Origin of the sequence: Psychrobacter sp. WY6, from assembly GCF_018448495.1 — a bacterium.
Taxonomy (GTDB): domain Bacteria; phylum Pseudomonadota; class Gammaproteobacteria; order Pseudomonadales; family Moraxellaceae; genus Psychrobacter.
The window spans coordinates 3,090,396-3,103,737 of the sequence record NZ_CP049902.1; the positions used below are offsets into that span (position 1 = coordinate 3,090,396).

Sequence of the window (13,342 nt, forward strand, 5' to 3'; positions counted from 1 at the left end):
GAATGTCGCTTATCTATTTAAGAGTTATTGATACTTATTGATGGTAGTGAGCTGAATGAATCAAAATCCTGACAACTGTTGCAATGTGGCTTTTAGTAAACCTTGCGTATCGGCAAAGGTATTACCATTACTCTTAGCGGCTTTAATCGCTTGCTGTGCCTCTCTTTCTTTATAGCCCAAGCTAATCAACGCGCCTTCTACCTCAGCGATGATGCTGCCCTCGTGAGACACCTCAGCAGGTTGCATGGCAAACTCTAAATGACTGCTATCGACTTCGATATTTTTCAGCTTATCTTTTAGCTCAATCAATAAGCGCTGTGCTGTCTTTTTACCAATACCAGGGATACGGGTCAATGCTGTCTCTGACTCTTGCTCGACATGCATTTTGAGCTCAGCTGCTGACATCGCAGATAGCATAGCCAATGCCATTTTTGCCCCAACGCCATTGATTTTAATCAGCTGACGAAAGACATCACGCTCTTTACGATCAATAAAGCCAAACAACAGCTGCATCTTCACGAACATGAAAATGCGTCCAAATACTCGCTTGCTCATTGAGACGCAACTGGCAAAATGACGGTAGCGGCAGCTCTATATCGTAGCCGACACCAGAGGTAGTCATGACACATGCAGTCGGTGCCATCAAATACTGCACTTGACCACTAATCAATCCAATCATAATCCACTACCTTTATTAGAGCTGATATAAAAAATGAACTGAGCTGCTATTTAATGATAAATGCTATTAAATAAGCATATCTTGTTGGCAACGCTTATTTATAAAAATTGACCATACCTTCAAGGCTAATTGGGCGAATTTTATGTGCCTGACCCGCAGAACCAAAGGCTTCGAAACGATTGGTACAGATATCTGACATTGCAACCATAGAGGCTTTGAAGTATTTACGCGGATCAAATTCACTCGGGTTTTCTGCAAGGAATTTACGAATAGCGCCCGTTGATGCCAAACGTAAATCGGTATCGATATTTACTTTACGCACACCATGCTTAATCGCTTCAACGATTTGCTCAACCGGTACACCATAAGTCTCACCAATGTTGCCACCATTTTCATTGATAACTTTTAGCCACTCTTGCGGCACTGATGACGAGCCATGCATGACCAAATGAGTGTTAGGAATACGGGCATGAATCTCTTTTACACGCTCAATCGATAAGATGTCGCCTGTCGGTGGACGGGTGAATTTATAAGCACCATGACTGGTACCGATAGCAATGGCTAACGCATCGACGTTGGTGTCTTTAACGAACTGTTCTGCTTCATCAGCACTGGTTAATAGCTGCTCGTGATCCAATACGCCTTCTGCGCCAGAGCCGTCTTCTTCACCAGCCATACCGGTCTCAAGGCTACCTAAGCAACCAATTTCACCTTCTACAGAGACGCCGCACGCGTGTGCCATCTTGACAACTTCGCGAGTCACGCTGGCATTGTAATCATAATCCATTGGCGTTTTACCATCTTCACCGAGCGAGCCGTCCATCATCACTGATGAAAAGCCAAGCTGAATTGAGCGTTGGCAAATCGCTGGTGACATACCGTGATCTTGATGCATAACGACTGGAATATGTGGCCACTCTTCGATAGCAGCAATAATCAGATGACGCAAAAATGCAGAGCCTGCATAACTGCGTGCACCGGCACTAGCCTGTACGATAACAGGAGAATCACAGGCGTCGGCTGCCATCATGATTGCACGCATCTGCTCTAAATTATTAACATTGTAAGCAGGGACACCGTAGTTATTTTCGGCGGCATGATCTAGAAGTTGACGTAACGATATTAAAGCCATAAGACGCTCTCTGATTAAATTTTGAATATGATATTAAGAAATATTCTTAAAAATACGATGTTGCAACAATTGCCCTAAAACCCTAGCCTGATAATAGTCAGACCAGCAAAAAACCAGTGTTTTTTGATCGTAATTATTACGCCGTGATTATAGCAAAAATTGCCAGTGCTTCGTAGCGGTTAACCGACTATTTCTTTCTTTGCTTGATTCACAAAACAGAATGATAGCGAGTTTCATAAAACAATTTGATAAGTTCCATATGATATGCAGCTAATTGAAAAAACGGATAAACCTTGTGCACCATATTTTTGACTGACTAAGGCCTGCCCTCAATTAAATCAATGGATATTTAAATGCGCTAAAAATGAGGACACACCCTAACCTCTAGATTATGATTTTAAATACAAAAAAGCCTTGGTTATCACCAAAGCTTTTTAAATATTTGAGGGCTTATACAGCAATCAATATCTGCAACCAACAGCTTAATAAGCTATTCATCAATCGATAAATTAGTAGCTCAATGGCTTAGGTTCAGTTGCTTATGTATTGATGATTAATACTGTTGTTCTGCTTCTACTGCGTTTTCACTGGCTTTATTCTCAACAGCAGATGCGCCATCGGCAACCACTTCAGCAGTTTTGGCAACGGCTTCATTTGCGCCTACCACAACTGCTTCACCAGTGTTTTTTAGTGCATCTGTAGCAGCAACACCGGCAGTTTCAGCGCCTTCGGCAACTTCAGTACCAGCATCTTTTGCAGCAACTTCAGCTTCAGCAGCAGCGGCTTCTGTTTCAGCAGCGGCAGTATCAGCGTTAGCAGCAACATCATCACCAGCAGACTCAACAGCAGCTTCGGCGTTCTCTTCTGTTTGTTGGCTACATGCAGTGATTGCAAAAGTACCAGCAAGTACGCTAGCAAGTAATAAATGGCGTTTTAACATAATAAATCCCTCATAAATAAAGCATGTCAAATACATGATTTGCGCTATTTTATAGAGTGCAAATTAGACATGCAATCATAATTTTCAGTATAGAAACAAATAATTACTACTTAATAATAATGAGTGGCCACTGACTCTTATTTCTCTTAAAACAATAACATAAGAATAGTAGCCAAAATATTATTGATACAGCGTACATGAGATGATGAGGCTAAATTGTACGGCTAATGTTACTCATCTGCTAAATATCGTTAAAGCGTTACGCATCAACCTGTAGAGCAGCAACCGCAGGCAATACCTTGCCTTCTACAAACTCTAAAAATGCGCCACCACCTGTTGACATGTAGCTAACGCCATCTGCCACTTGATATTTATCAATTGCAGCAAGCGTATCACCACCACCAGCGATCGAAAATCCTTCGCTGTTTTTAACGGCATTTGCTATGATTTGTGTGCCCTGACCAAAAGCATCGACTTCAAAAACACCAACTGGACCATTCCATAAAATGGTTTTTGCGTTGATAATAGCATCCGCTAATTGCTTAGCACTTTCTGGAGCGATGTCCAATATCATGTCATTTTCGCCAATCGCATCGACAGATTTGATGGTCGCAGTGGCTTGTTGTAATGAGCCTGTGAAGTCAGCAAAATCAATCTCATTTTTATCAGCAACGACAACATATTCAGGTAATAAAATCTCAGTCTTAGTCATAATGTCACGAGCTGTCTCAACCAAGTCCGCTTCATAAAGTGATGCACCAACGCTATGACCTTGCGCGGCTAGGAATGTATTTGCAATACCGCCACCAACGATAATCTGCGAGCATAATTCAGACAAACTGTGCAGCACTTCTAGCTTTGTCGATACTTTTGAACCACCAACGATTGCCAACATTGGCTGTGCTGGGGTCTCAAGTGCCAAGCTTAACGCATCAAGCTCAGCCGCCAATAAAGGTCCTGCACAAGCTGTTTTTCCTGCTCGATGCATAGCTTGGGTAACGCCTTCTGTTGAGGCCTGTGCGCGATGTGCGGTGCCAAATGCATCCATCACGAATACATCGCATAAATCAGCGTATTTCTGTGCTAAATCCGCATCGTTTTTCTTTTCGCCCTGATTAAAGCGCACGTTTTCTAATAGCACGACCTCGCCTGCTTTAATTGCCACGCCTTCAGTAAGGTAGTCATTGTTTAAGCTAACGGGCTTTGATAACTCCGTGGCTAATTTATCGCTTAAATACTCAGCAACTGGTGCTAGCGAATATATCGACTCAGGACTGCCTTCAGTTGGACGACCTAAGTGTGAGCAAACAATAACGGCCGCGCCTTTTTCTAACGCCATCTTAATCGTAGGCAAACTGGCTTGCAGGCGTGCATCACTGGCGACTTTACCGTTTTTAATAGGCACATTGAGATCTTCACGAATCAACACCACTTTATCCGTTAAGCTCAGCTCACTCATACGCAAAAAATTCATTACCTGCTCCTATGCATCATCTCTTGTTAATCTATCGGTTGGCTTTTTACTCATTACTGAAAATATTTATCAAATCGGCTGCTCTTGTCCATGGCTGTATAAAAGCAACCAAGCAAGAATTTGAGGCGGTGTATTCTAGCAGTTTTCTAGCAAGTGCTCATAAAGAACGCACTATTAAATTTTACTCGGGCGTGTCCTCATTTTGAAAATGGGGATAAAAATAAGACAAATGGCTAAATTTTAATAAAAATCAGTAACATTTCGTGGTGGCACTTAGTAAGGCTGTTTAAGATGCTATTAGTACTGATAATAAATAATACCTACAATAAAAATAACCCATTAGGAGAACCCAATGAGTATCGACCTTCAAGCTGCCAAACAAGACCTACTGACACTTAAAGAAGAATATGAGACTCGTATCGATAAAATCGAAGATCATATCCAAAACCCGCAAGACGACCTCAATGAGCATTGGGAAGACCAAGCCATCTCTTATCGTCAAAACGACATGCGTACAAATTTGATGGTTGAAGCCCGTCAAAGTTTGATCTATGTCGAAAATGCACTAAGCCGTATTGAAAACGGGACTTATGGTAAATGTGAAGTCTGCGGTGAGCAAATTGAAGAACAGCGCTTACAAGCACTGCCTTACGCTACCCTATGTATGGAACATGCTGAATAACGACCCATTTTACTCTACGACAGCCATTCCAAATCAAAGTTCTAGTGATCAAGTAGGCATTTTCCATTGAGAGAATGCCTGCTGCCATTGTTGACAGCGCGCAGCGATTTGATCCACAGGCAAATCCATAATATCCCCAACGACCGCCACGTAAGTAATCGGCAAACCTGCCAGCTCGGTGACATTTTCTGCCGTCAAGCCACCGATGACACATATCGCTATATTTTGCTGACAGCCATCTATGAGCTGCTGGCGCGAGATAATATTGGCGTTAGGTTTGTATTTGAGGTAAAATCGCACCCATAGCGGCATAGCTTACGCCCTCATTTTTGCTTCTTCAACCAATTCCACATTGCCATGACAAGTGCGTCCGATCACTTGGTTTGGTTGGAGTTCGTGCTTAGCATCAGTGACTTCGCCATCTTGTTGACCCAAATGCACACCAACGCCGAGCTTGGCAGCCAATTTAATATTGTCATTGATGACGACTGGTACGTTGTACGCTTTCGCCAACTCAACTATTTGTCTAGCCTCTTCGTATAGACGAGACTCACCATCAGGTAGCGCCAGTATCTGCTTGCGACGAATTTGTAATAGCGCGATGAATCCTGTTGCTAGTGCTGCTTCTAATTTGCGATACAGCAGCGCAAACTCATCGTCATTGGTCAGTAAATATAATTTTGGCGCTGATATAACAGTCGGTGTTTGGGTCATATTATTTTCCTAGAGTGTGTCCTCATTTTAAAAATGGAGATAAAAATGAGATAATTTTTTAGCCCATGTAGAAGTCCATTGATTAAATTAAAGACACACCTTAAATTCAACACAATAAAAAGGCTGTTATATCGAATAACAGCCTTTTTATAAATGCTAAAACAGTAAAGTTATACCGTGCGGCGTGTCGCTAGACTGTTTAGAATATTTTTGGCATCACCCCAACGTGTGGCTGAGCTGTTCGCTCCTAAGATGACAATAATTGCTGGGCGGTTATTCACACGCGTTTCCATGACCACACAACGACCAGCTTCATTGATAAAACCTGTTTTTGAGATACCAATTGGATAATCACCGGCACGAACCAAGCTACTGGTGTTATTGGCTTTATAAGTACGGTTACCACTTGAGTAGTTAGAAACATAAAAGTCATAGCTCTTGGTAGTCGAGAAACGACGAATCACGTCATAGTTACCCGCCGCGCGAACCATTTTAACCAAGTCATTTGATGAAGCGACGTTGCGCTTATCAAGACCCGTTGGATCACCAAAGAAAGCCGTGGTCATACCCAGATCTTGAGCTTTACGATTCATGGCACGTATAAAGGCAGTATAGCCACCTGGATAATTACGCGCTAAACTCTTTGCTGCTGGATTTTCTGATTTCATCAGTGCCATCAGCAACATCTCAGCACGATTCAAACGATCGCCTGATTTAAGGTTAGAGCTGGCACGCTTAGGGCCGACGAAATCTTCTGGATCGAGTGTGAGTTCTTCACGCATATCGAGACCAGCATCCAATACGACCATAGCCGTCATCACTTTAGAGATACTGGCCATTGGGCGCGCAATGTCAGCATCTTTTTCATAAATAGATTCGCCCGTTTCAGCATCGATGACCGCGACACTACGCGAATCAGTGCTGATCGGTATCATGTTACTGCTACCAAATGAGCCACGATACGTTGTATTGTAGCTATTACTGCTATTGTAACTGTTATTACTACTACCGAAGCTATTGGCGTTGGTGATACTGGTCGTACCATTGCCACTATCAACTTTCTTGATAGCTGAGCCTTTGGATTTGTACATGATATTGCGTGCTTCAGACAAACTATCGGCACCGCCCCAACTCATGCGAGCACTAGAGCTAGTGTCGGCGCTACCATTAATAGTAAGTGCCGCTTGTGCAACACTGCCCAAACTCAATGAAATCATAGCAGCGATTAATTGCTGTTTGGTTAATGGTAGTTGCTTCATTATGCCTCCTGCTGTCACGATGCTGTTAATTAGAGAATCAGTTACATACTAACCAATAGCAACAACGTACGTAGCGTTTATGAATGGGTTTATAAGTACTCGTATAGAGTTTTTGTATTTTTAGTGTATCATGGTTTGCATTTAAGTTTAATGTATCAAGCTGATTTAATAATTTATTTTGGTGTAATTCAAATTTTACTACAACCACTTTATATTACAGAAACATTGACTCACATTTCAGCAATATACCTTAACTTTGAACACTGCAATTATTCGTTTTTTGTTATATTAAACAATGGTATTTATCTAAAAGATTAGCAATATTTTATTTTTTCAAAAACTAAAAAACGACTCTAATGATTTTATTTTTTGTCATTTAGCGTCAATAAAAGCCTTCATTCTGACAAACAACAAAGAGTATCGTTATGATTAAAGTACTGGTAGTAGATGATCATGATTTGGTGAGAATGGGTATTAGCCGCATGTTGTCAGATAGTATCGATATCGAAGTAATCGGCGAAGCGGACAGCGGTGACATGGCCATCAAATTGGCCAAACAATTGCGCCCTGATGTGGTTTTGCTTGATGTCAATATGCCTAATATTGGTGGCCTTGAAGCAACCAAACGCTTAATTCAGCTGGATATGGGTATCAAAATATTGGCCGTCAGTAGTATGTCAGCGCAGCCGTATCCTTCGATGCTTATTAAAGCGGGGGTCAATGGCTATATTACGAAGGGCACGCCGCTCGATGAGATGATTCGCGCTGTCAAAAAAATCTATCAGGGTGGTCGTTATTTTAGCCAAGATGTCGCTGAGCAACTGGCTGATGTTTTGCTGTCAGATAATGCCAACTCACCTTTTGACTTACTGAGTGATCGCGAAAAACAGGTGGCAATGATGGTCGTTAACTGTCAAAGCCCGCAGCAAATCGCTGACCAACTATTTGTGAGTGTCAAAACCATCAACACTTACCGCTATCGTATTTATGAAAAAGTTGGGGTTGATAGCGATGTGAAGTTAACACATTTGGCCATTCGTCATGGTCTAATTCAGCCATAACTCATTAGGGCGTGTCCTCAGTTCAACTGATGGACATCTACATGGTCTGAAAATGGCTAAATTTTATCAAGTATCGTCAAATATCCTGATATTAATGGCGATATCTTCCTTGTTTGATTGTAATTTATCTCATTTTATCTCTATTTTTAAAATGAGGACACGCCCTAGCAACTGTTCCCTTATTGCGGTCAATCTATGAAGCCTGCTACTAATATCGTCTCTACTGTTACTCACTATTTGCATCGTGATGACACGCTATCTCCACCTCAATTGCGCAGGTTAGGGCTTATTTATAGCAGTTACCGCTTTGCTGTTAGTCTGTTTTCTCTACTGATGGTATATATCACCGCTCACTCTGACAACAGCCTCTCTCTACCAAGCTTTTTACAACAAACAACCCTTAGCTTTTATTTCCTGCTTAGCCTTATTTTACTTGGCTTGTTTTATGTCGTTAATCAGCAAATGCGGCGACAGTTGGCCTTTGGTTTAGTATTAGACGTCATTATATTAAGCTTGTTGTTATATACAGCGGGTGCGCCTGATTTACAGTTGACCATGTTGTATATGGTGGTCGTCGCAGCGAGTTTTATGTTGCTACACGGCTCGCAAGCCTTAATTATTACCCTACTCGCTATTATTTTTGTCATTTATCAGCAATTTTTTTATGCCATTGCCAATAGCATGAGCTTAGCAAATTTAGGGGACGCATTGCTCATGTCAGCCAGCTTTTTGGCGGTTGGTGGTTTGAGCTGGTCCATCTCACAGCGTTTGGTACAACTTGAAAAAGTAGCAGCGAGTCACGCTAAAGAAGTTGAACGATTAAACGTCATCAACCAAGAAGTCATCACGCAAATGGTTAATGGTGTCATCGTCATCGATAAACAGCATATCGTTTTAGCAAACCTTGCCGCTTACCAATTACTCAGCCTTTCGCCCACCCCTTCCGCATCATTGTACAGCACCTCTATTGATACAAAAGATACTCGAAACAATACTCGCAGTGCACTCTTATCTAACTTTCAGCAGCAGCTTGGTCAACAACATACGCAGCTATTTAAAGCCTGTTTGTCAGTAGCGGCAGGCCAATCACGCACCTTTATTTATGATTTGCCTGCAGTCGCAAACGCTTCCATATTCGGTAAACTGCGCGTACAAATCATTCCATTGAAAGATGACAGTAAATTGATAATGTTAGAGGACTTACGCCGCGAGCAAGCCAGTGCCCAACAATTGAAGCTGGCTTCTTTAGGGCAATTAACGGCGAGCATCGCCCATGAAATAAGGAATCCTTTGGCAGCGATATCACAAGCCAGCCAATTATTAATGGAGGATGTTATAGAAGCCAATCTAGAAGTCGATACAGCAGATAATACGATAACGCCGCCTATCTCAAATGACGATATGGCAGCGAATCATGAGCTTTATCAAATAATATTTTCACAAACAAAACGTGTGAATCGTATTATCGAAGATGTACTAAAACTGTCTCGCCAGCAAACCGCAAACCAGCAAGCGATTATACTGACAGACTGGATGCCAACATTTTTAGAGAACTACTTTCAAGGACACGATGTTTTTCTACACGTAAAAACACAACCGACCATATCATTCGACACACATCAACTAGAGCAAGTCTTAATCAATTTAATTAACAATGGCTTGCGCTACAGTAGCTACGCCCACCCTCATGCCTATGTGGAAATCGAGATTTATTGTGCGGATAACGATGTTATAATTGATATCTTGGATGCTGGTCGCGGGGTTAGCACCAAAGACTTAGAACATTTGTTCAATCCATTTTTTACGACAGATCAAGCAGGGACAGGCTTGGGACTGTATCTATCACAAGCTTTTTGTGAGGCCAACCAAACTCGTTTGCTTTATATTCCTGAACATGAGAAAACCTGTTTTCGCTTGATAGCACCTGCTATTAGTGCTGATACTCATGTAAAAAAACTGAACATAATGTTAATACCACTATTTTATAAATATTAACGTTACCAAGTATTAACATTACATAGAATACTTTGCCATTAAGGCCTCTTGGTTTTTACCATTTTATAGCTATTGAATACGATGAGATGATGTATGACAACAACCGCGCTAGTCGTTGATGACGAAGTGGATCTGTGCCGATTGATGCAAATTACTTTGACCAAAATGGGCATTAAAAGTGATGTAGCATATACTCTGTCGCAAGCAAGATCATACTGGCAAGACAATGATTACGATTTTTGCCTGACTGATTTAAAGCTGCCTGATGGGTCAGGACTAGAGTTGGTAAAAGAAATCAGTAATAGCTCTAGTACGCCCATTGCCGTGATTACTGCTCACGGCAGTATGGATCTCGCCATTGAAGCATTGAAGCATTGAAGCTTGGTGCTTTTGACTTTGTGAATAAACCTCTTGAGTTACCGCGCCTACGTCAACTGGTGGAAAATGCTTTAAAAGTTATTCATCAAGACAATGAAGCAAAAGCCACAGCCGAATGCTCACCTGAACAAAAACTGCTGGACAGTAGACTCATTGGTGATTCTGCAGTGATGCACCCACTGAAAAACACTATTTTAAAATTGGCACGCTCACAAGCACCTGTATTTTTGTCAGGCGCTTCGGGTACTGGTAAAGAAGTGGTTGCCCGATTGATTCATGATTTAAGCCCACGCCGTGATGGTAGCTTTGTGCCAGTAAACTGTGGAGCAATACCATCAGAGCTGATGGAATCAGAGTTTTTTGGTCATAAAAAAGGTAGTTTTACAGGGGCTGTCGCTGACAAGCAAGGGCTGTTTCAGCAGGCCAATGGCGGCACGTTATTTTTAGACGAGGTAGCAGACTTGCCTTTGGCCATGCAGGTAAAACTACTGCGTGCCATTCAAGAGAAAACGGTGAGAGCCATTGGTGATACCAAAGAGGTTCCTGTAGATATTCGTATCTTGTCCGCCACCCACAAAAATTTAAACCAACTGGTACAGGATGGGGCATTTCGACAAGATTTATACTACCGTATCAATGTGATTGAATTAAAACTGCCAACGCTCAATGCGCGTCGTGATGACATTCCTGTATTAGCAAAGCACTTTTTAGCATTAATTGCTGATGAATGGCAGTTAGAGAACCCTCCAACACTTACCATCGAGGCTTGTGAGCGTTTGCAAGATCATAACTTTGCGGGCAATGTCCGTGAACTACGTAACGTCCTTGAACGTGCCGTCACCCTAGCAGAGACGCCGTACATTGACATCAGCCATTTGGGTTTGCCTGATATTGATATGACTCATCACCGTGCAGCCTCTCAAGATCAGAGTGAGCCAGCAGTTATTGATAAAACTCAACATTCTGAACGTCAAAAAACAACCAAATGGTCGCTCAATCGATAGAAAATAGAGAAAAAGTCATTCAATCTATGGATGAGACTATAGCGCCACAGGTCAAGCAAGTGACGACCAACTTGCACCCTTATCGTACTAACGCTCAGCACTACCCTTCTATGATACAGCGTTCAGAAAGTCATCATGCAGAAAGCCCAAACCATACAGCCCGTCACAATCACGAAGAATCTGTCACTCATCGATCTATTCTGCAAGAAAGTGATGAAAAAGCAATTCTAAGCAAATTAAAGGATGGTCAGTTACCCTCTCAAGGGTTGGAACACTACCTACAAGAACAAGAAAAACAGTTGATTATTACCGCGCTAAAACAAACGGCTTGGAATAAAACGCAAGCAGCTGAACTACTAGGTACCACTTTTCGCTCGTTACGCTATCGCATGAAAAAACTAGAGATAGCTGAGGATCAATTCGAGCCATAGCATTCGCCATTTTTGAATAACGATAAATGATGATATTTTAACGTTAATACATCGCGATAGCCTATCTTTAAGCGAGCTTTACTGAACCCTATTGCCTGCCACTGCTTTATCGACTTTGGCAGGTTTTCGGACAAAACGAATGCCCGAATCAAGTGCTTTTGTTTTTAGTAAAGCAAGCGCTTGCTGCTCCCATGTACTTTCACTTCCTGACAAGGTCATATCAGGCTCTACACCGATTCCATCGATCTTATTGCCTGACGCTGTCATATAGTTGGCGACGGTGAGTTTGACAGCCTGCTCATCATTCAATGGGATGACCGACTGTACAGACCCTTTACCATAGCTGACTTCACCAACGATTGTGGCACGTTTTTGTGCTTGTAAGCTACTGGCCAGCACCTCTGCCGCTGACGCCGAATAGCGATTTTGCAACACCACCACTGGCAATGATTCAAGTATCGCCAGACCTTGAGTTGATAGCGTACGCGTATCACTTTGACGACCCTTTACTTGTACCACATCAGTGTCGCTCATAAACAAACTGGCTACGCTCACCGCCGACGTTAGCACCCCGCCTGGATTATCACGCATATCTAGCAAGATACCTGTGATAGGTGCGTCTAGATCTATCAAGCCCTCCAAGAGTTTTTCACGGCTATTATTTTGAAAGGCAGGTAACTTAATAACAGCAACACCGTCAATGAGACTTGCCTCGACCGTTTGAGGGTGGCTGTTATTACGCTGCAAGGTCGTGGTATGTTTGCGGCGACCAGCTTTTGAGGTGACAACATCTACTTGCGTACCCGCAATCCCTGTCAAAAGTTGCTCGATATCGTTACTTTCTTTTTCTTCATCAAGTTTGAAATCACCGACTTGATGTAAATAATCGCCAACCGCAATGCCCTTTTTATCTGCAGGCGATGCATCAATAACTTCTGTAATCACCCAATAGCCATCTGTAGGCTGATAATTGACTTTGATACCGACGTCACCCACATCACCTTCGGTAAAGGCACGCAAGTTTTCATAAGCCTCAGCATCTAAAAATTCAGCATGACTATCTAGCTTAGTCAACATACCACTCAACGCATTATTGAACAGCTCTTCATCATTGACCGCATCTACATATTCACGGCGTACCAAATCCACTACCGCAACAAACGTCTTGAGCGTTTCTGGAGAAATGGCATTCAATGATACTTGCGCAACCTCAGGTGGAATACTGACATCGATCTCATTCGTGTCATCGGTCAAGGCACTCTCATCTGCGACACTGTCTATCGAATCGTCAACTTGGTCGGCCGACTCAAGCATATCAGCGACATCTGATAAAATTAGTGTCATCTTCTATGGCTATCTCATCGTTATTTAAGCTAATCAGTTGTAGACTGGCGGTGGGATTATTGATGGTCGCATTAGCTGGTGACCTCGCTGCTTGTGCGTACATACTAGCAGTGCTGAGCCCAAGCAGACCTATCATCAATGCAGGTTTAAACATAGTCGGCGCAGTGAATACCTTCATTGCTTGTTTGCCCAATCGCTTCGTCACTGGTAAGCGCATAAAATAAATAGAACGCATAAGAGAACTCGTTT

The 13,342-nt window shown here is 42.3% G+C and carries 11 protein-coding genes and 2 pseudogenes; 4 read left to right on the forward strand and 9 right to left on the reverse strand.

Annotated elements, in window-relative coordinates:
• Positions 1 to 60: 60 nt before the first annotated feature.
• The 4 genes and pseudogenes from ruvA to G7Y90_RS15495 all read right to left on the reverse strand — a co-directional run bounded on the left by ruvA (position 61) and on the right by G7Y90_RS15495 (position 4,225).
• Positions 61 to 679, reverse strand: a pseudogene (gene ruvA, locus G7Y90_RS15480) (Holliday junction branch migration protein RuvA).
• Positions 680 to 773: 94 nt separating this feature from the next.
• Complete coding sequence (gene fba, locus G7Y90_RS15485) at positions 774 to 1,811, reverse strand: class II fructose-bisphosphate aldolase (RefSeq protein WP_193008296.1); 1,038 nt, start codon at positions 1,809 to 1,811, stop codon at positions 774 to 776.
• Positions 1,812 to 2,364: 553 nt separating this feature from the next.
• On the reverse strand, positions 2,365 to 2,751 hold the full coding sequence (locus tag G7Y90_RS15490) for a hypothetical protein (RefSeq protein ID WP_055123806.1): 387 nt from the start codon (positions 2,749 to 2,751) through the stop codon (positions 2,365 to 2,367).
• Between the two features lie 259 nt (positions 2,752 to 3,010).
• On the reverse strand, positions 3,011 to 4,225 hold the full coding sequence (locus tag G7Y90_RS15495) for a phosphoglycerate kinase (RefSeq protein WP_193008298.1): 1,215 nt from the start codon (positions 4,223 to 4,225) through the stop codon (positions 3,011 to 3,013).
• A gap of 352 nt (positions 4,226 to 4,577) precedes the next feature.
• Here G7Y90_RS15495 and G7Y90_RS15500 point away from each other — a divergent pair, with 352 nt between their 5' ends.
• Entirely contained in the window at positions 4,578 to 4,907 is a 330-nt protein-coding gene (locus tag G7Y90_RS15500; RefSeq protein ID WP_193008300.1) for a TraR/DksA family transcriptional regulator, read from the forward strand.
• A gap of 48 nt (positions 4,908 to 4,955) precedes the next feature.
• On the opposite strand, the gene G7Y90_RS15505 is transcribed toward G7Y90_RS15500, so the two are convergent.
• The 3 genes from G7Y90_RS15505 to G7Y90_RS15515 all read right to left on the reverse strand — a co-directional run bounded on the left by G7Y90_RS15505 (position 4,956) and on the right by G7Y90_RS15515 (position 6,880).
• Positions 4,956 to 5,219 carry a hypothetical protein gene (locus G7Y90_RS15505; RefSeq protein WP_250162836.1) on the reverse strand — a complete coding sequence of 88 codons (264 nt, stop codon included), beginning with the start codon at positions 5,217 to 5,219 and terminating at the stop codon, positions 4,956 to 4,958.
• 3 nt (positions 5,220 to 5,222) lie between these two features.
• Positions 5,223 to 5,621, reverse strand: coding sequence for a thiamine phosphate synthase (locus G7Y90_RS15510; RefSeq protein WP_250162837.1), 399 nt, complete (start codon positions 5,619 to 5,621; stop codon positions 5,223 to 5,225).
• A gap of 170 nt (positions 5,622 to 5,791) precedes the next feature.
• Positions 5,792 to 6,880: a serine hydrolase gene (locus G7Y90_RS15515; protein ID WP_045451193.1), complete on the reverse strand. Its 1,089-nt coding sequence runs from the start codon at positions 6,878 to 6,880 to the stop codon at positions 5,792 to 5,794.
• A gap of 425 nt (positions 6,881 to 7,305) precedes the next feature.
• On the opposite strand from G7Y90_RS15515, the gene G7Y90_RS15520 reads away from it, so the two are divergent.
• From G7Y90_RS15520 to G7Y90_RS19310, 3 genes and pseudogenes are all read left to right on the forward strand, one after another.
• Positions 7,306 to 7,941, forward strand: a complete 636-nt coding sequence (locus tag G7Y90_RS15520; RefSeq protein ID WP_055123802.1) for a response regulator — start codon at positions 7,306 to 7,308, stop codon at positions 7,939 to 7,941.
• A 195-nt stretch (positions 7,942 to 8,136) separates the two neighbouring features.
• A complete protein-coding gene (locus G7Y90_RS15525; RefSeq protein ID WP_250162838.1) occupies positions 8,137 to 9,936 on the forward strand; it encodes a sensor histidine kinase in 1,800 nt (599 codons plus the stop codon).
• Positions 9,937 to 10,029: 93 nt separating this feature from the next.
• Positions 10,030 to 11,734 (forward strand): annotated as a pseudogene (locus G7Y90_RS19310) (sigma 54-interacting transcriptional regulator); the annotation flags it as partial.
• Between the two features lie 93 nt (positions 11,735 to 11,827).
• On the opposite strand, the gene G7Y90_RS15540 reads toward G7Y90_RS19310, so the two are convergent.
• Positions 11,828 to 13,093 (reverse strand): S41 family peptidase, encoded by a 1,266-nt coding sequence (locus tag G7Y90_RS15540; RefSeq protein ID WP_250162840.1) that lies wholly within the window; start codon positions 13,091 to 13,093, stop codon positions 11,828 to 11,830.
• Positions 13,065 to 13,328, reverse strand: coding sequence for a hypothetical protein (locus tag G7Y90_RS15545; RefSeq protein WP_250162841.1), 264 nt, complete (start codon positions 13,326 to 13,328; stop codon positions 13,065 to 13,067). The genes G7Y90_RS15540 and G7Y90_RS15545 overlap by 29 nt, the downstream gene beginning before the upstream one ends.
• Between the last annotated feature and the right edge of the window lie 14 nt (positions 13,329 to 13,342).

Bases quoted from the DNA above. Each gene is read 5' to 3' on its own strand.
- G7Y90_RS15540 (WP_250162840.1), bottom strand. From the start codon at position 13,093: ATGACACTAATTTTATCAGATGTCGCTGATATGCTTGAGTCGGCCGAC.
- G7Y90_RS15525 (WP_250162838.1), top strand. From the start codon at position 8,137: ATGAAGCCTGCTACTAATATCGTCTCTACTGTTACTCACTATTTGCAT.
- G7Y90_RS15495 (WP_193008298.1), bottom strand. From the start codon at position 4,225: ATGAATTTTTTGCGTATGAGTGAGCTGAGCTTAACGGATAAAGTGGTG.
- G7Y90_RS15520 (WP_055123802.1), top strand. From the start codon at position 7,306: ATGATTAAAGTACTGGTAGTAGATGATCATGATTTGGTGAGAATGGGT.
- G7Y90_RS15490 (WP_055123806.1), bottom strand. From the start codon at position 2,751: ATGTTAAAACGCCATTTATTACTTGCTAGCGTACTTGCTGGTACTTTT.
- fba (WP_193008296.1), bottom strand. From the start codon at position 1,811: ATGGCTTTAATATCGTTACGTCAACTTCTAGATCATGCCGCCGAAAAT.
- G7Y90_RS15500 (WP_193008300.1), top strand. From the start codon at position 4,578: ATGAGTATCGACCTTCAAGCTGCCAAACAAGACCTACTGACACTTAAA.
- G7Y90_RS15545 (WP_250162841.1), bottom strand. From the start codon at position 13,328: ATGCGTTCTATTTATTTTATGCGCTTACCAGTGACGAAGCGATTGGGC.
- G7Y90_RS15505 (WP_250162836.1), bottom strand. From the start codon at position 5,219: ATGCCGCTATGGGTGCGATTTTACCTCAAATACAAACCTAACGCCAAT.
- G7Y90_RS15515 (WP_045451193.1), bottom strand. From the start codon at position 6,880: ATGAAGCAACTACCATTAACCAAACAGCAATTAATCGCTGCTATGATT.
- G7Y90_RS15510 (WP_250162837.1), bottom strand. From the start codon at position 5,621: ATGACCCAAACACCGACTGTTATATCAGCGCCAAAATTATATTTACTG.